General features: G+C 57.6%; 17 protein-coding genes. 6 read left to right on the forward strand and 11 right to left on the reverse strand.

The window, feature by feature from the left end; all coding sequences use genetic code 11:
- Positions 1 to 4: 4 nt before the first annotated feature.
- From RBB82_RS19300 to RBB82_RS19325, 6 genes are all read right to left on the reverse strand, one after another.
- The gene (locus RBB82_RS19300) at positions 5 to 730 is read right to left on the reverse strand and encodes an ABC transporter ATP-binding protein (protein ID WP_433972370.1); all 726 of its coding nucleotides are present in this window, start codon (positions 728 to 730) and stop codon (positions 5 to 7) included.
- Positions 731 to 749: 19 nt separating this feature from the next.
- On the reverse strand, positions 750 to 1,202 hold the full coding sequence (locus RBB82_RS19305) for a cytochrome c maturation protein CcmE (RefSeq protein WP_433972371.1): 453 nt from the start codon (positions 1,200 to 1,202) through the stop codon (positions 750 to 752).
- A gap of 820 nt (positions 1,203 to 2,022) precedes the next feature.
- On the reverse strand, positions 2,023 to 2,778 hold the full coding sequence (locus tag RBB82_RS19310) for a hypothetical protein (RefSeq protein ID WP_433972372.1): 756 nt from the start codon (positions 2,776 to 2,778) through the stop codon (positions 2,023 to 2,025).
- A gap of 223 nt (positions 2,779 to 3,001) precedes the next feature.
- On the reverse strand, positions 3,002 to 3,781 hold the full coding sequence (locus tag RBB82_RS19315) for an alpha/beta fold hydrolase (protein ID WP_433972373.1): 780 nt from the start codon (positions 3,779 to 3,781) through the stop codon (positions 3,002 to 3,004).
- Positions 3,782 to 3,887: 106 nt separating this feature from the next.
- On the reverse strand, positions 3,888 to 4,466 hold the full coding sequence (locus tag RBB82_RS19320; protein WP_433972374.1) for a TetR/AcrR family transcriptional regulator: 579 nt from the start codon (positions 4,464 to 4,466) through the stop codon (positions 3,888 to 3,890).
- Positions 4,467 to 4,582: 116 nt separating this feature from the next.
- Positions 4,583 to 5,116 carry a ferritin-like domain-containing protein gene (locus RBB82_RS19325; RefSeq protein WP_433972375.1) on the reverse strand — a complete coding sequence of 178 codons (534 nt, stop codon included), beginning with the start codon at positions 5,114 to 5,116 and terminating at the stop codon, positions 4,583 to 4,585.
- Positions 5,117 to 5,271: 155 nt separating this feature from the next.
- Here RBB82_RS19325 and RBB82_RS19330 point away from each other — a divergent pair, with 155 nt between their 5' ends.
- Together RBB82_RS19330 and thiC are read left to right on the forward strand one after the other, a co-directional pair.
- The gene (locus RBB82_RS19330) at positions 5,272 to 5,478 is read left to right on the forward strand and encodes a hypothetical protein (RefSeq protein ID WP_433972376.1); all 207 of its coding nucleotides are present in this window, start codon (positions 5,272 to 5,274) and stop codon (positions 5,476 to 5,478) included.
- Positions 5,479 to 5,569: 91 nt separating this feature from the next.
- Positions 5,570 to 7,066, forward strand: a complete 1,497-nt coding sequence (gene thiC, locus RBB82_RS19335; protein WP_433972377.1) for a phosphomethylpyrimidine synthase ThiC — start codon at positions 5,570 to 5,572, stop codon at positions 7,064 to 7,066.
- A gap of 784 nt (positions 7,067 to 7,850) precedes the next feature.
- Here the strand turns inward: thiC and RBB82_RS19340 are convergent.
- Positions 7,851 to 10,013, reverse strand: a complete 2,163-nt coding sequence (locus RBB82_RS19340) for a M28 family metallopeptidase (protein WP_433972378.1) — start codon at positions 10,011 to 10,013, stop codon at positions 7,851 to 7,853.
- A 179-nt stretch (positions 10,014 to 10,192) separates the two neighbouring features.
- On the opposite strand from RBB82_RS19340, the gene RBB82_RS19345 reads away from it, so the two are divergent.
- Positions 10,193 to 11,422 carry an MFS transporter gene (locus RBB82_RS19345; RefSeq protein WP_433972379.1) on the forward strand — a complete coding sequence of 410 codons (1,230 nt, stop codon included), beginning with the start codon at positions 10,193 to 10,195 and terminating at the stop codon, positions 11,420 to 11,422.
- A 70-nt stretch (positions 11,423 to 11,492) separates the two neighbouring features.
- Here the strand turns inward: RBB82_RS19345 and mscL are convergent, their stop codons facing one another.
- The 3 genes from mscL to mtnA all read right to left on the reverse strand — a co-directional run bounded on the left by mscL (position 11,493) and on the right by mtnA (position 13,590).
- Positions 11,493 to 11,885 (reverse strand): large conductance mechanosensitive channel protein MscL, encoded by a 393-nt coding sequence (gene mscL, locus RBB82_RS19350; protein ID WP_433972380.1) that lies wholly within the window; start codon positions 11,883 to 11,885, stop codon positions 11,493 to 11,495.
- 149 nt (positions 11,886 to 12,034) lie between these two features.
- A complete protein-coding gene (locus RBB82_RS19355; RefSeq protein ID WP_433972381.1) occupies positions 12,035 to 12,340 on the reverse strand; it encodes a permease in 306 nt (101 codons plus the stop codon).
- A 182-nt stretch (positions 12,341 to 12,522) separates the two neighbouring features.
- Positions 12,523 to 13,590 (reverse strand): S-methyl-5-thioribose-1-phosphate isomerase, encoded by a 1,068-nt coding sequence (gene mtnA, locus RBB82_RS19360; RefSeq protein ID WP_433972382.1) that lies wholly within the window; start codon positions 13,588 to 13,590, stop codon positions 12,523 to 12,525.
- A gap of 356 nt (positions 13,591 to 13,946) precedes the next feature.
- Here mtnA and RBB82_RS19365 point away from each other — a divergent pair, with 356 nt between their 5' ends.
- Both RBB82_RS19365 and RBB82_RS19370 read left to right on the forward strand, forming a co-directional pair.
- Positions 13,947 to 14,282, forward strand: coding sequence for a hypothetical protein (locus tag RBB82_RS19365; RefSeq protein WP_433972383.1), 336 nt, complete (start codon positions 13,947 to 13,949; stop codon positions 14,280 to 14,282).
- The gene (locus RBB82_RS19370; protein WP_433972384.1) at positions 14,283 to 14,768 is read left to right on the forward strand and encodes a cupin domain-containing protein; all 486 of its coding nucleotides are present in this window, start codon (positions 14,283 to 14,285) and stop codon (positions 14,766 to 14,768) included.
- Positions 14,769 to 15,206: 438 nt separating this feature from the next.
- On the opposite strand, the gene RBB82_RS19375 is transcribed toward RBB82_RS19370, so the two are convergent.
- A complete protein-coding gene (locus RBB82_RS19375) occupies positions 15,207 to 16,388 on the reverse strand; it encodes an L-rhamnose/proton symporter RhaT (protein WP_433972385.1) in 1,182 nt (393 codons plus the stop codon).
- Between the two features lie 131 nt (positions 16,389 to 16,519).
- On the opposite strand from RBB82_RS19375, the gene RBB82_RS19380 reads away from it, so the two are divergent.
- A complete protein-coding gene (locus RBB82_RS19380; protein WP_433975418.1) occupies positions 16,520 to 17,260 on the forward strand; it encodes a (Fe-S)-binding protein in 741 nt (246 codons plus the stop codon).
- Positions 17,261 to 17,265: the final 5 nt, after the last annotated feature.

Raw genomic sequence — 17,265 nt, forward strand, 5'->3', positions numbered from 1 at the left:
GTCGTCACCCGGCAGGTTCCGCTGCCGCGTCTACGATCTGGCCGTTGCTCATGATCAGGGTGCGGTTGGCGATGGGTTCGGCGAGTGCGGACTGGTGAGTAGTGAGGATGATGCTGCGGTTTCCACCGCCAGCGACGGGCCAGGTGCGGAAGTCGGCGAGGAGTTCGACCATGTGGCGGGCTGAGGCGACGTCAAGGTTGGAGAAGGGCTCGTCGAGGAGGAGAAGTTCGGGGTCGGTCTGGAGGACTCGGGCGAGGGAGGTGCGTTGGCGCATGCCTTGCGAGTATTGTCCGACGGGCCGCGCGAGCTTCGGGTCGAGGCCGACGGCGCGGAGTGCCATCTCGGGGCTGCCGACGCAGGCGCAACCACCGTCGCGGTGCAGCGAGGCGAAGTAGTTGAGGTTCTCCATGGCGGTGAGTTCGTCGTAGAGCATGGGGGAGTGGCTCATGTAGGCCATGCGACGACGCTGGTCGTGTGGGCTTGCTGAGAAGACTTCGACCTTGCCGCGTGTGGGTGTGATGAGGCCCGCGATGATGCGTAGAAGGGTGGATTTCCCGGCGCCGTTTTCGCCGAGGATGACGGTGCAGGAGCCCGCACAGAAGCTTGTCGAAACGTTGCGGAGAGCGGCGAAGCTGCCATAGATCTTGGAGACGGAGTCGAGCGAGACGCAATCTGCCTCTGCAGCGGCTGGGATTGTGGTGGTGCGAGTTGTCTCAGCCGTCTGCGTCATATTTTTTGTGCGCGGCGGATTATTTGGTTGCGGGAAGGGCAGTCGCGGTGGTGGTTGGAGTTGCAGAGGGAGTCGCCGGGGCGTACTTCGAGGCGCATTTGGCCTGAAGCTGCGTGGCGTGGAAGACGCCGTCGTGGCCGTAGGTGCCGACGGCGAGAGCCTGTGCGTCATCCTTGAAGGTGTCGGGTGGCGGCTCAGAGCCTTGATAGGCGACGGAGAGTTTGCGGCCCTGCTCGATGAGATCGAAGGTGGCGTTGGTGCCGACACGGTGGATGCTGCCGGGTGCGACGTTGCCAGCTACGCGAAGGTGGCGAACGTAGGCCTTGTTTCCCATGCCCTGAAGCTCGCCGATGGTGACGTAGTAGCTCTTGTTGTCGCGGCCGCCAGTGAACGAGAGGTAGGCGACCGTAGCGAGGATGATTACGGCTGCGGCGATGATCTTGATCGGACTTTTGCGAGTTGCGTCTGCCATGGTCTTCCGTCTTTCAGTCTACGTTTCCGTGTTCGATTTGGGTAGCACCTCTAGTGTCAGGTACCCCCTCCCCCACCCAGGTATCTTGCAAGGAAGAGCATTCGAATGAACAACTTACAGTAGGGGTGTGTCTCTAAAATATTCTATTCAAATGGGTTACGCCTAAAATACTTGTTATGTTGCAGTTGCACGTCATGCGATGGGATTCGAGATCAATCGCGCTCAACTTGCTTTACTTCTTCTATTTTACGTTATTGGGACGGGGGAATACGCCACGTCAAAAGCCTTGCTGGGAGCGGGTTTGAGCGACTGTCGGGGTTGACAAGAATTTAAGATTCCTGGAATCAAGTGAGGTTAACTGTTCTTTCGTGTAATGACCAGCGAAGAGGAAAGAATGGAATTCCGGGCATTGGACAGCACAAAGCCAACTACTTGAAATGGAGAGCTAGACGATACCATCCGTTCTCAGCAATAAGTAAAAATAAGACGCCACCGCCGAGCGAACATAGTACCGATCCTAAGAACGCTATTGGAATCTGTAGTAGGTTTCGATAAGCCCAAAGGCCGCGCAATATCAACCAGACAATCGGAATTTGAAACAGCAAGAAACTGAACCAAAGGGCATTTGCCGCTGTACTCATCCGCATGGCCTGTTCGTGTGTCAAAGGGCTTTCGCTGGCCAGAACAGCAGAAGCTATAGCGAGCGCTACCAGTCCTGACGCGGTGAGCACCGATACCAGAAGCGCGATCCGCGTCCGTGTCTTCATATCTTTGATGGTAATCCCCCAAATTGCTCTCGGTAGAGGAGTGAATGCCTCTATCACTTCGTCTCTTTCTGTTTGGTAGACGACGAGCCCGTTGGATTGGGCGGTATGCATGCGTCTTTTCCCAAGTCTTTTAGTTTCTTGAAATCACTAAACACGCGGTCAGAACCACTCTCCCAAGCCGACAGTCTGAGACTAACTGTATCGAGCAATGGTGAGTCGCATTCAAAATATCGAGCGATGGAACTATGAGACATGCCGGGAAAGCTGAAGAAGAGCCAACCGCTCACTGGCTCTCCAGTAGTAAATTTCTGGTTATTCAGTTCGGGTTCTTTCGCTGCCCCTAACGGCAGAGTCTGTGCATCGATTTGTTTCCCAATCGACGAAGATGCATCGATGGTCAGCACCAGACTTACTCTCTCGATATATCCCGGCACCCTGCCTAAATTTCTTACCGATACTCTAATGTTCAGCAAAAACGTGCCGTCCGGAGATGCAGGAATTGCTATCGAATGGATTTCAGAGTACAAGTTTGGCCGCTCATACAGATAAACCCACTGAAGAGCCACTCCGGTGCATATTGCCAACAGTATCGAAATGAGAATTTTGGCTATGAAATGCTTTTGCCATCTGGTCACGATCCAAAGCAATCCGATAGCTAACGAAAAACTCAGCAGCAGAACACAGAACGAAGTCCTCATTCCGAGCGTGGCCCACCGGATAGATCCTGCGGCCACAGGCACTGACAGTACCGCAGCAATCCAAGATGCGTGCCATTTCTTCGATTCTCCGGTCGCGTTGAGCTCTTTCATAGCGGGTTCAGATGATGCTCTAAAGTTATCTGCTCCTTTCTCGCAGTCAAGGAGATAATGCGTTTGCGGGTTTCAGCTGGCGAACGCAGTGGATGACGCGTTGGGCCGGGAAAGATACTGCACGGACTATGAACTGAAACGCACGGTGAACGGGTACGACGAGCTGCTGGCTGTGACGCCGAGGCAACTCGTCGGTTGGTTCATAGGGAGGATGGTTTCCTGGTTACCTTGCGTCTGCAGGTGTTGCGGCGGCTTTCTCGATGAGGGCTGCGACGGGTGCGGGATGCGACAGCATGGCGACGTGGCTGGACGGGAGCGTGATGGTCTCAGCATGCATAGCTTTGGCCATGAAGCGCTCTGCGTCCGGTGGGATCATGCGGTCGTTTGCGGCGACAACGTACCAGGATGGTTTTTGATGCCAGGCTGCGGTGGTGACGGTGCCGTTCAGCACTTTGGCGCTGGTTGGACCCTGGGTAGCGGTGAGGTTTGCCTTTTCTGCGGGAGTGAGATCCTGAGCGAAGTCCTCGGAGATGCCCTTAGGGGTGATCTTCAGAAAGCCCTGTGCGTCGGGACGGAGTTCGGCGATGCCTGGAGGCGGCGTGCCACCCTGGCTCAACTGATTGATGGATCCGTTGTCGTTGGGGGCGAAGGCAGCGATGTAGACCAGGCCGGACACCTTGGGGTCTGTGCCCGCTTCTGTGATTACGACGCCACCGTAGGAATGGCCGACGAGAAGCACTGGGCCGTCTTCAAGGGCGATCGCGCGTTTGACGGTTGCGACATCGTCTTCAAGTGAAGTGAGGGGGAGCTCAACGGCGACGACGTTCAGACCCTTGGCTTCAAGTAGTGGAATGACTTTGGACCAGCTTGCGCCGTTGGCCCAGGCGCCGTGTACGAGGATTACATTGTGGACGGGGCCCGGGGTCTGCGCATGTGCGTGAGTTGCCGCGGTAGGGAAGAGGAGCGCGAGAGCGGCGATGGTGGATAAGAACGGTAACTTCATGGGTGGTCCTTTCAAGCTGAGAATCGCAGGCGTTAACTACCTACTAGTTGGTAGATTACAGATTTGACAGAAAAATTCAACTACCGACGGTGAATTGTTCGTCTATTTATGGATGTGCGGCGAGTCTGCGCAGGGCATCCTGCATGACTGCGGTGTAGACCTTGCTCGACCCGTAGACTCGAGCGGAGATCATGGCGCCGTGCATGAGGGCGATGAATGTTTCTGCCTCAACGGCTGCTGGTTGCTGCAGTTGGATGATGCCCTGGGCGCGGCCATCTTCCAAGGTTTTGCGGACCCACTCTTTGAGGTCGCGGAAGTAACGTTTGACTTCAGCCTTGACCTCGTCTGGAAGCGTGGGGAGTTCTGCACCGAGCAGGGCGGCGATGCAAATGGGCTCGGTTTTGTCGCGGATGCACTTCTCCCAATGCAGAACGTAGGCGTCAAGGCGTTGGAGAGGGCTGTCGACGTTGTGAGTGAGAGCGTTCAGGGCTGCGTTGAGCGTGTCGCGATGTTGCTTCAGGACGGCTGTGACCAGGATCGCTTTCGAAGCAAAGTGGTGATGGATGCTTGGCTTGCGAATCTTCACCATCTCGGCGATATCTGCAAAACTAAATGCCGCGTAGCCGCGTTCTGCGAGGAGAGCGTGAGCAGAGTCGAGGATCCGGTCTGCAGTATCACTCTGCATAGATGGCCGCTACTGGCATGGAGGGATGCTACCAACCAATAGATGAACATGCAATTCGCGGAAAAGCGGAGGTTTAAGCCTCCGCTTTCTGGGTTGAGAGTGCGGTTGTGTGTGGGTTATACGGTGGTACCGGTGTAGGCGTTCTGGGCTATGACTCCGGTTGTGTTGACGCTGTCGGAGATGGTGGAGAGGAGCTCGTCTGCGTTCTTCTCTTCGTCCAGGATGCTGTCGAGGACGTTGGCTGATTCTTCGTCGCCGAGTAACTCGGCCCAGGTGCGGAGGGTGCCGTAGACGGCGATCTCGTGGTGCTCAACTTGCTGGGCAGAGGCGATGAGGGTGATGTCGCGGATGCTGAGGTCGGTGGCGTCTTTGATGTTGTCTTCGGCTTCGGTGACGAGCGCGGAGATGGCTTTGCAGGTGGAGGTGCTGGCATCGCCGGTAGCGGTGCGGAGGATGCTCTCAACTTTGGCTACGTGGCCCTGGGTTTCGGTGAGGTGGTTGCGGAAGGCGGTGGCGAGTTGAGGGTCGGTTGATTTTTCGATCATGGTGGGGAGGGCTTTGGTGATCTTTTGCTCCATGTCGAGCGCCTTTTTGAGGTTGGCGATGTAGAGGGTGCGGAGGTCTTCGATATTTTCTGAAAATAATTTCATTGGGGAGGTTCTCCTTGGGATTTTCGCGAGGTTTCTCGCCGGCGCGTGTGGCGCCGTTTTTCGAAGTGCTTGATTGTGAGAGCGGCGAACGTTCAAGCCGGGGGACTCACGGTCGTACTCGTTCTGTTGGGTAGGATGCGGTGGAGGGGAGATGGTTGGCTGCTTTGGATTATTGCTGGACAAATGTAAGGCAACAGCAGATTCCTCCGCTTCGCTGCGGAATGACAACAAAGGCCGTGCAACGGCAACAGCAGATTCCCTTCGGGAATGACAACAAGAAAAGCAATAGCAACAACAAGAACAGCAATGGCAACAACAAGAAGAGCGACGGCAACAGCGGACTGTTCGATGCTGCGAAATGACGACGAAAGAACAGGTGATGGCCGAGACTGGGCGCTGCGTGGGCGCATCGTATACTTACTCGATAACGTGGCAGCAAAGGCAGGGGAGATTATGAGCGAAAACGGAAACGGCGCAGCTTCGAACGGCAATGGTGGTGGGGCGCATACGCACGGCAATGACTACAAGGTTCCGACGGGGCGTGCGGAGTGGATTGTGAAGCGGAAGGCCGAGGCGGCGCGAACCGGCGATACGAATATGTCGCAGATGCACTTTGCCCGCAAGGGGATGATTACCGAGGAGATGGCTTATGTCGCTCAGCGGGAGAAGATTGCGGCGGAGCTGGTGCGGAGCGAGGTGGCGAAGGGGACGATGATTATCCCTGCGAATATCAACCACGTTGAGCTGGAGCCGATGGCGATTGGGGTGGAGTCGTTGTGCAAGATCAATGCGAATATCGGGAACTCGGCGCTGGTGTCGAACGTGGATGAGGAGTTGCGAAAACTGCACACGGCGGTGCATTTTGGTGCGGATACGGTGATGGATCTGTCCACGGGCGGCGATATTCCGATGATTCGGGAGCAGATTCTGCGGCATTCGCCGGTGCCGATTGGGACAGTGCCTCTGTATGAGGCGCTCTCGCGAGTGAAGCGGGTTGAGGATCTGAATATCGATCTTTACCTTGAGGTGATTGAGGAGCAGGCGCAGCAGGGAGTGGACTACTTCACGATTCATGCGGGTGTGCTGATTGAGTACGTGCCGCTGGTGGCGAAGCGAATCACCGGAATTGTGAGTCGTGGTGGTGCGATTCTGGCGCAGTGGATGACCTCGAACCATAAGCAGAACTTTTTGTATGAGAACTTTGACCGGATTACCAAGATCATGGCGAAGTACGACGTGAGCTACTCGCTGGGCGATGGGCTGCGGCCGGGTTGTCTGGCGGATGCGAGCGATGAGGCTCAGTTTGCGGAGTTGAAGACGCTGGGTGAGTTGACGCGGCATGCGTGGAAGAGCGATGTGCAGGTGATGATCGAAGGGCCGGGGCATATTCCGATGGACCAGATCAAGCTACAGGTGGATAAAGAGGTCGAGCTGTGCGATGGGGCTCCGTTCTATGTGCTGGGGCCGCTGGTGACTGACATTGCTCCTGGGTATGACCACATCACTTCGGCTATTGGCGCGGCGATGATTGGTTGGCATGGTGCGGCGATGCTTTGCTATGTGACTCCGAAGGAGCATCTGGGGCTGCCGAATGAGAAGGATGTGAAGGACGGAATTATTGCGTACAAGATTGCTGCTCACGCGGCTGATGTGGCGCGGCATCGTCCGGGCGCAAGGGATCGGGATGATGCGATCTCGCATGCGAGGTACACGTTCGATTGGGATAAGCAGTTTGCATTGTCGCTTGATCCGGAGACCGCTCGTGGAATGCACGATGAGACGCTGCCGGATGATTACTACAAGGAAGCGGCATTCTGCAGCATGTGCGGGCCGAAGTTCTGCAGCATGAACTGGTCGAGTAAGGTGGATGAGTTCAATGCGAAGGAGCATGGTCTGCATAAGCAAGACCTGACACAGATTGTTACCGAGCAGATGGCCTTGCGGGGGTAGTGCTTCGGAACATGAGACGGTGATTACAAGGCAAGGGCCGCATCCTGATCGGATGCGGCCCTTGTGGTTTGGGGGAGGGTCTTGTGTTGGGTTAGCTCGCGGTGGGGTGCGAGTTTGTTGCGACGGAGGGGAGGGACCGCGTGGAGGATCTGAGAGGGTGGCTCGGGGCCGGGTTCGACTCAAGGGTCGAACTCCACAGCGCTGAAGTTGGAGGCCATGTCCGCAATTCAATGAGATGCGGAAGGGGGTAGGTCGGCAGCAACGTGCCCCGGAGTGTCCCAATGCGGCAGACGATCTACAGAATATCGTTTCCCTCTTTATCGGATCGCATCGCCAGAAGCGCGGGGGCGATGATCATAGCGAGAAATACCAAAGCTAAAACGAGATCGTGGACCATTGGGGAGTCTCCTTTGGGCGGCTTAAACCGTCTGGGAGTAATCATGGGGCAGGTGACTAAATGGGGACATCCCCCGGAGGGCTTGGAGAACTACAACTTAGGTGGGATGGATTAAGGGCAAAAACTAACAGCAGATTCCTCCGCTTCGCTGCGGAATGACAACAAAAGAGCGGGCAAGAGCAGCTGCAACGACAACTGCAACTGCAACGACAACAGCAACAGCAACAGCAACAGCAGATCCCCTTCGGGGATGACAACAAGAAAGGCAGCAGATTCCTTCGCCGCGCTCAGGATGGCGATCTCGTTGTGTCTTCTAGGGTCTAGAGGTCGTGTTCTATATGTGGTGCAATTGTGGTGTTTTGGTGGTTGTTTGGTGGTGTTTTGTGGCTATTTCGTGGCGGCCTCGAGGATAGTGGCGGAGCGGTTGAGGGCTTCGGTGAGGGCGGCTAGCTGGGACTGGGCGCGGGGGGCGTCGGGGGCGTCGATGCCTTCGTTGACGCCGGGGATGACGACGGCGGCGTAGCCAGTGAACTCGCCGGGGGCGTAGATGGTGTGGCGATACCAGGAGCGTTTGGGCAGGCCGGCGGGGTTGAGAAGGGCTTGCTCCGCTCCGCGGAGGGCCTCGTTGAGGCTGGTGGGGTTGGAGGGTGGGTTCGACTGGGTGGCGCGGATGGCGGTGCCGGCGGCGGCGAAGCGATGGGCAGCGGTAAGGGCCGGGGCGAAGTCGAGGGTGAGGCTTTTTGTGGTTGCCAGTTTCTGGGCTGCTTCGAGGTAGCCTACGATCTCCTTGCCGTAGAGCTGATAGTCGTAGGGGAGGACCTCGGTGTCGGCCATGTGGAGGATTTCAAGGCCAAAGACGCGGGCCTGCTGCTGCTCGTAGACGAAGGTTGGGTCGGCGAATTTGATGAACCAGTTGTAGTTGTCGAAGACGGAGTGGTAGACGCCGTAAGGGCCCTCGGAGCCGATGTCGGTGGAGGGTACGCCGAGGTGCTGGATGAAGGGGGTGTAGTCGGAGCCGGAGCCGAGGGTGCCGATGCGGACTTCTGAGTCTGTTGATTCGGCGGGATGACGGCGGCGCGTGTTGCTGGGAGCTGCCTGGTCGGCCTTCCACTGGTCATAGACGGTGCCACCCTTAGGGCTGGGGACCTCTTGTGTGACCTCGCGGACGAATTGCTTGAGGGATGGGACAGCAGCGGCGTCGAAGTTGGGCCCGGCTACGCCGACGTCGGTGTTGAAGTAGGCGACGGCGTGGGCGAGGGGCGTCTCGTGCTGCTCGGCCCACTCGGTTGAGCCGATGAGGCCCTCTTCTTCGGCGTCCCAGCTGCAGATGACGATGCGTCGTGCGGGCTTCCATCCTTGTTTGAGGAGGTCCCCGAGACCGTGAACGGTTTCGAGCATGGCGGCGGTGCCTGAGTTGGGATCAACGGCGCCGTAGACCCAGGCGTCGCGATGGTTTCCGGCTACGACCCAGTTGTCTTTTTGAGCGGGGTCGGTGCCGTCGATGGTGCCGACGACATCCCAGATGGTGCGGAGGGCGATGTCCTGCTCGAGGTGCATGTGGACGGTGACTTTGCTGGTGTTGGTGTGGTTGCCGCCGGCTCCGAGGTGGTAGGTGAAGGGGAGAGCGCCCTGCCACTCGCGCGGGGATTCAGCGCCACCGAGAGCTTTGAGGATAGGCGCGGCGTCTTTGTACGAGAGGGGGTTGGTGGGGATGCTGGCCTGGTTGTTTTGCAGTTTGTCCTGCGGGATGCGCTTGGAGTCGGAGAGATCGGCAGTGGAGGCTACGCCCGGGGTTGTGGGGTCGCCGGGATAGATGGGGAGAAATTGGATGGAGCCGCGCTGGACGGCTGACTCGGGCCGCCACGGGCCTTTGGGATACATGTCGCCGCGGAAGTAGCCGTCGTCGGCGGGGTCAGAGTAGATGAGGACACCCTTCGCTCCATATTGCTGGGCTATGTAGGTCTTGATGCCTCGGAAGTTTTCGCCGTAGCGGACGATGACGATCTTGTCTTTGACGCTGATGCCGAGTTTGGTGAGTTGCTGGAAGTCGGCTAGGGTGCCGTAGTTGACGTAGACGACCTCGGCGGTGATGTCGCCGGAGGGGGAAGAGCCGTTGAAGGCGGGGAGTATGCGGGGATCGTCCTGGAAGGGGTCGCCGCCATATTTGGTGGGGTCGACGTGTTCGGGGGTGGGGCCGGACATGAGCTTTTTGCCGTCGGCGTCGAAGGCTTCGATCTCGATCTTGATGGGTTTATTGAGGAGGACTTTGTAGGGGACGATGTCGGTGTGGAGACCGGCAGCTTTGAATTTGTCGGCGACGTAGACGGCGGTGGCGTAGTCCTCGGGTGAGCTGGCCCAGTGGGGGGCGGCGGTGAGGGTTTTGAGATGTTCGCCGGCGAGCTTTGCGTCGGGGACGGCCATAAAGGCCTTGTCCCACTTTGCCTGCTGGGAGAAGTCGCGGTAGCCGAAGACCTGCGGGGTGGTGGGGGACTGCGCGAGGGTGATGGCGGCGAGGGGAAGCAGGCAGGCTACGGTACGGAGATGAGTCAAGTAATGGCCTCAGTCGATTGAGCTGGTATATGAGGTAGGGTATCGCAAGCTGCGAGATGTGGGGAAGTTGAAGTGAAGGTCGAGCATTCAGGCGGACGATGGGGCGATTCGTTATTTTTATGTTTATGGGGCCTTGAGAGAAGTTCTACTACCATGGAGATTGAAGGCTAAGGTGAAGCGTGGCGCTCCAGACGATCTCAAAGACTAAGACTTTATCGCCGGTTGCGGAAGAAGGTGTGCTGTTTCGGGTGCTGACGGCAGTGAGCTTCTGCCATCTGCTGAACGATATGGTGCAGTCTCTGCTGCCGTCGATCTATCCGATTCTGAAGAGTTCGTTCAAGCTGGATTTTGGCCAGATTGGGCTGATTACGTTGACGTATCAGATTACGGCGTCGCTGCTGCAACTGTTTATCGGGAACTATACGGATCGCAGACCGCTGCCTTATTCGTTGCCGCTTGGGATGACGGTCACTCTGGCGGGGCTGATTCTGGTGGCGGTTGCGTCGAGCTTTCCGATGCTGTTGATTGCTGCTGGGTTGATTGGTGTGGGGTCGGCGGTGTTTCATCCGGAGTCTTCGCGGGTGGCGCGGATGGCGTCCGGCGGTCAGCATGGGATGGCGCAGTCTTTTTTTCAGGTGGGCGGCAACACGGGCTCGGCGATTGGTCCGTTGCTGGCGGCGTACATTGTTCTTCCGCGAGGTGAACGCGGAGTGGGATGGTTTTCCATTGCGGCGCTGGTGGGAATCGCAGTGCTGTTCTGGGTGAGTGGTTGGTATAAGGAGCGGCTGGAACATCTGCAGCAACGGCCTGTGAAGCATGAGGACAATGCTGCCCCGTTGCCGAGGAAGAAAATTATCTCTGCGATTGCTGTGCTGGTTGCGCTGGTGTTCTCGAAGTATTTTTATCTGGCTAGCCTGACGATTTATTACACGTTTTACCTGATGGAGCGGTTTCATGTTTCGGTGCGGAGCTCACAGATCCACTTGTTTGTTTTTCTGGGTGCCGTTGCTGCGGGAACTTTGATTGGAGGGCCGGTTGGCGATCGGGTGGGGCGTAAGGTCGTGATCTGGTGCTCGATCCTTGGGGTGCTTCCGTTTACGTTGATGCTGCCGTATGCGAATCTCTTCTGGACTGGAGTGCTGAGCGTGGTGATCGGGTTTGTGATCGCGTCTGCCTTCTCGGCGATTCTGGTTTATGCGCAGGAGTTGGTGCCGGGGCGAGTGGGGATGATCTCGGGGCTGTTCTTTGGGTTTGCGTTTGGAATGGGCGGGATTGGAGCAGCTGTGCTAGGTAAGCTGGCGGACGCGACGAGCGTTGTCTATGTCTACAAGGTGTGTGCTTATCTGCCGGCGATTGGTTTGTTGACAGGGTTTCTGCCTAATCTGGAACGCAAGCGTATTGGCGCTTGATCTGCGGATTTAAAGACAACGAACCCGGCGAAGATAACGTTCGCCGGGTTCGTTGTCTTGATGAATTGAACTAGACGGGCTGGGTGCAGAACTTGCAGCGGGTGGCTGCGAGGGGGATGTCGCCGAGGCACTGGGGGCAGGGCTTGGTGGTTACCGCGGCTGGGCCTTTGACCTTGGCGAGCAGGTAGTTAAGCGGAAGTACAACGAAGAAGTAGATTACGCCGGCGATGATGAGGAAGTTGATGACGGTGTTCAGGAAGCTGCCGTACTTAATTGGAGTGCCATTGAGACCCACGGCGAGGCCGGAGAAGTCCGGTGTACGAACGATAGCGGCGACGAATTGCATGATGATGTCTTTGGTCAACGAAGTGACAACCGCGCCGAATGCAGTACCGATGATGACGGCGACGGCTAGATCAACAACATTGCCACGCAGGATGAAGTCGCGGAATCCTTTGAACATGAGGTCAGTCTCCTAGAAGGTTCGTCGTGGCGAAACAGTTCGATGCTCTTTCTGGTGCGGCGAGTATATCGCAGGGAGTTTGAGACCGTCGCGTAATCGGTTGATGAGGTGAATATGGCTGATCTGCTGTATTTTTAATGCGCGTTGCGCTACTGGGAGGAGGCAATCCAACGGGCGTAGGGATAGAGGAGAAAGAAGAGGATCATGCAAAGGGCCATGAGGTCCATGTAGATGCAGAGGAGGACACCGCCGTGATAGAAGCTCCAGCGAGGCTGCATGCAGCGGATTGTGTCGATGGTGCCGGCGATGGCGGCGATGGCGGGGAGGATGAGCAGCGGGGTGGCGCGGTTGTGGGGGAAGTCGGAGAGTAAGAGAGCGATGCCCAGACTGCCGAGGACGAGGACGTTGCCGCGTATCAGGGATCGATGACGCGGATTGAAGATGGATCGTTTCACGCGAGAGTCTGTCACTCAGGATAAGTGGGCTGCTGATCTGGGGCCAGCTTGTGGTTGCGGGAGGCGCAGAGGATAGAGGAAGATTTTTGACCGCGGCAATTATGGTGTGAAAGTGCCCCTGCGCGGTCGGTTGGGCAGTCGATGCGCAGGGGCCAGATTGCAAGTGCGGCTTTAGATACGGATCAGATGGTGGCGAACTCGGGCTCGGCTTGCTGGGCCATGGCGCGGATGGATTCGTTGTAGGGCGCGCGTAGGACGCCGCGCTCGGTGATGATGGCGGTGACGTACTTCCCGGGGGTTACGTCGAAGGCGGGGTTTTCGATTGCGACGCCGTTTGGGGTCATCTGTTTGCCGTTGGAGTGGGTGACCTCGCGGGCGTCACGCTGCTCGATCGGGATGCCTTCGCCGGTGGCGGTTTGCAGGTCGAGGGTGGACCAAGGGGCGGCTACGTAGAAAGGGATATTGTGCTCTTTGGCGAGGATGGAGACGCCGTAAGTGCCGATCTTGTTGGCGACGTCGCCGTTGGCAGCGATGCGGTCGGCACCGACGATGACGGCCTGGATGCGGCCCTGGCGCATGAGGGCGGCGGCCATGTTGTCGCAGAGGACGGTGGTAGGGATGTTGTCCTTCATGAGCTCCCATGCGGTGAGGCGGGCACCCTGGAGGAAGGGACGGGTCTCGTCGGCGAAGACGTCAATCTTGTGGCCGTGCTCGATGGCGGCGCGGATGACGCCGAGGGCAGTGCCGTAACCGCAGGTGGCGAGAGCGCCGGCGTTGCAGTGGGTGAGGACGGTGCCTTCGAGCGGGAGGAGCGATGCGCCGTGTGCGCCCATCTGTTTGCAGGCGGCGATGTCCTCGTCGTACATGCGGCGGGCCTTGGCGACGACTGCGGCTTTAATCTCGGGGATGAGGGTGTTTTTGGCGGCGAGCTCGTTGTAGAGGCTGCGGATCTCGTCGATGCCCCAGAAGAGGTTGACGGCGGTGGGGCGGGTCTCGGCGAGGGTCTTGGCGATGACGGCGACTTCGGCGGTGAGGGCCGGGAGGGTGGTGGCGGTGCTGCGGTCGATGCCGATGGCGACGCCCATGGCGGCAGAGACGCCGATGGCGGGGGCTCCGCGGACGATCATGTCGCGGATGACGGTGGCGACCTGCTTGTAGTCGGTGGCGAGGACGTAGGTCTCCTCGAGAGGAAGCTTGGTTTGATCGAGGAAGTTAACGCCGGTAGGGAGCCATTCGAGGGTAGGAATCATGTCCCTTCTAGTTTAGATGATTTGGGGCCTGTAATGGGGCGGATGTGGGGGCCATAGGCGGCTCGCGGGGCGTAGAAGCGTTGGCAGCAGCAGATGCAGCGAACGGGGCGCAGGGCGAGGAGATTGAAGAACCGGTCTTTGATTCCGCGACGATGGGAGCGATGGAGGGACTCAGTATTGCAGTGAGGGCAGAGCCTTCCGTCTGTGAACATGGGCCTTTTGGAAAACATGGTGATCTCATCGGCTGTGGCTGCAGGAGATTCAGTTTAGGGAGAATTAATTTGTCGGGAGTTGAAGGTGGTGGGTTAGGCTAGCGCCGAAATGGAAATATCGACGGTACTTTGATTGGGGTGCTTATGAGACAAGATGGGCTGACTAAGCTTCTTCTGTTTGTTATTGCAGTTGCGCTGGTTGCGATTGCGGTGCGGCCGTATGTTGATCCGGCTCCCGCGCTGGCTCAGGCTAGCTCTGCGCATGCGTTCTATATTGAGCCGGGGGTGCAGATGCTCCGGTATCCAGATGGGACGGGGCAGGTCTATGGGAAGGTCGTTGTTGATCTGCGCAGTGGGAAGGTGTGGGGATTTCCGACGGGGACACCGGATCCGTATCCGTCGAATCCTCTGGACAGCAAGCCAACGACTTCAAGACCTTTTGCGTTGGGTAAGTTCGCGTTTGAAGATACGGAGAAATAGATGACGAGGGAGTCTGGCATGCCATTTCAACTCTTCCATTCGGTTCCTGACGATGTTTCGCTGGTGAAGATTCCGGCTATTGGGTTGGAGCTTGCGGTGCGACTGCCGCATGATGCTTCGGGTGGCGCGCTGACTGTGTTGGAGACGGTGAATGCGCCGGGCTTTGGGCCGCCGCTGCATCGTCATCGCGAGGCTGAGGTGTTTCGCGTGATGGAGGGAGAGTATCTCTACGAGGTTGATGGGAAGAGATTTCGTGCGGCTGTGGGAGATGTGATCAGCGTTCCGGGCGGGGTGGCGCACACGTTTACGAACTTGAGTGCGAGCCCGTCACGACAGATTGTGTTGATGCTCCCTGCGATGGATGCGATGAAGTTCTTTGTGGGGCTGGGGGAGATTATGGCTGCGGGACGTCCGGAGCAGGCGGTGTTGAATGCTTATGGTGCGGCCTGGGGCGTGGAGTTTCTTGGGCCGCCGATCAAGGCTTAGTAAGCCGCCGGCGAATGCGAACTCATTGCATTTGATCGAGTGTTGATCAGCAACTTACAGGATATGGCCAACGCAAATACAGCCTCGGGAACAACTAACCAGAGAAAATCCGTCCAGATAGATGTCGATCTTCGGCAAACGATTATCCACCAGTAACAGAGCGCTGTGAGGGAAAGAATCCATGCCAGGTAGCTTGCGATACGTTCTTGTCGTCTGAAACTCAATATCGTGATCCCGACAGCTAGTAATAATAGCGACAGGAAATAAATACCTGAAGCGCTCGAAAGCGTTGCTGTGAACGGTAGGATGAGGATCGTCGTGAAGGACCTGTAGATCAGGTAAGTGACCGCAATTATGTTGATAACACTTGTAAGAATTTTCTTCATCATCTTGCGTGCCCCGACAAAAATTTAAAAGATATATCCCTTATCTGAATAATCACCGTGTGGTGATGGTGGTGGGGGTTTCGTTGGCTTTGAGGTAGTTGCCGTAGCCTACGACGATGGTGGAGCTGACGAGTAAGAATAAGCCTAGCGCGACGAGGGCCTGGGTGCGGCGGCTGGTGCCTCGCCACTCTTTGAGGAGGAGGCCCCATAGGGTTGCGAAGATGATGATGCTGGCCATGTGAAGGGTCCAGCTGGAGAAGTCGTACTTGCCCATCTTGGTCTGGCCCATGGAGTAGAAGAAGAACTGGAAGTACCAGATGATGCCCGCAAGCGCGGCGAAGATGTAGTTGGAGATGAGGGTTTTGGGGGCGAGGTGGTCGTAGGTGGATGGGTCGAGTGGGTCAAAGTCGACGAGCGTCATGCCTGAGGAGTGAGAGGCGCGCATGGGGTTGAGGCCTGGCTCGCCTGCGAACTGTTTGATGGAGCCGTTTTTGATGATGAGGATGGCGGACCAGACGAAGTTGGTGAGGAAGCCTCCCCAGAGAACGACGATGAGGACGGGGAGGTTTTGCCAGAGGTCGAGGCGGTTGTGGGCGAGGAGCTCGGTCTTGGCGAGGGCGCCGATAGGTGCTCCGGCTTTGAGACCGAAGGCGAAGAAGGAGCTCATGATACCGGCGAAGATGGCGACGGCGAGGCCTTTGCCGAAGTTGTAGTCGGTTTCGCCTGCTTCGGCCTTCTCTTCGGGGGTGACTTCTTTTTCTTTTGAGAGGCCGGCGGCTCCGTTGACGGCTACTGCGATGAGACAGAGGAGGATGCCGGCGAGGATGATCTGGCCGGAGGTCTCGTGGATGATGGTGTGGATGGAGCCGTCGTAGATGGGCGGGATGAGGGTGCCGAAGGCGGTGCAGAGGCCGAGGGCGATGGCGTATCCCAGCGCGATGCCGAGGTAGCGGATGGCGAGGCCGAAGGTGAGGCCGCCTGCTCCCCAGAGGATGCCCCAGAAGATGGCGTAGTGGATGCTCGATGCGGGGGCGGCGCGGAGGATGCCGAACAGATTCGGGACCAAAAGACCGGCTAGGACGACGGGCGCGACGATCCAGGCGGCGAATCCCTGGATGAGCCAGTAGATCTCCCATGACCAACGCTTGATGGCGCGGAAGGGAATGAAGTTTGTGGCGGAGGCGAAGCCGCCGATCCAGTGAAAGATGACGCCGATGAAAGGATTCGGTCCCACTTAGCCTCGTTCTGGTGAATGATGGTGGTGCTTCTTATTGAGCGTACTATCGTACCTGACGCGAGTTGCGTTGGGGAAATCTACTCTCTATTGAATTTTATTTCTGAATTGCGATTTTGCCGGAGGCTGGTCTGCGAGTTTCGCTGTTTATTACCTGCTACAACGACACGCTGTTTCCTGAGACGGGCAAGGCCGTCGTGCGGGTGCTGGAGCGGTTGGGCCATACGGTGGAGTTTCCTGCGGGGCAGACGTGCTGTGGGCAGATGCACTACAACACGGGGTATCAGGCGGAGGCGATGCCGTTGCTTTCGCGATTCGTCGATCAGTTTAAGGGGGCTGAGGCGGTGGTGGTGCCTTCGTCTTCGTGTGTGGCGATGATGAGGGATCACTATCCGAAGATGGCGTTGGTTCTGAAGGATAAAGAGCTGCAGCGGCAGGTGGATGAGTTGCTGCCGAAGGTGTTTGAGTTTTCGGAGTTTTTGACGAAGCGGCTGGGGCTGGAGGATGTGGGGGCTTACTATCCGCATCGGGTGACGTATCACGCGAGTTGTCATGGGCTGAGGAATCTGGTGTTGGGCGATGGGCCGATGAGGCTGTTGAAGGCAGTGCGTGGGATCGATCTGGTGGAGTTGAAGGGGCTGGAGCAGTGTTGCGGGTTTGGTGGGACCTTTGCGGTGAAGAACGCGGAGGTTTCGAGCGCGATGCTCGCGGAGAAGACGACTGCGGTTTTGAATACGAAGGCAGAGGCTTGTACAGCTTGCGATAACAGTTGCCTGATGCATATTCAGGGGGCGCTGCATCGGCAGAGGACTGGTGTGAAGACGGTGCATCTGGCGGAGATTCTGGCTGGGGATGAACGGGTAGCGCGATGAGTGGG

The sequence above is a fragment of the Tunturiibacter lichenicola genome, from assembly GCF_051013355.1.
In the GTDB taxonomy this organism is placed as follows: Bacteria; Acidobacteriota; Terriglobia; order Terriglobales; family Acidobacteriaceae; genus Edaphobacter; species Edaphobacter lichenicola_F.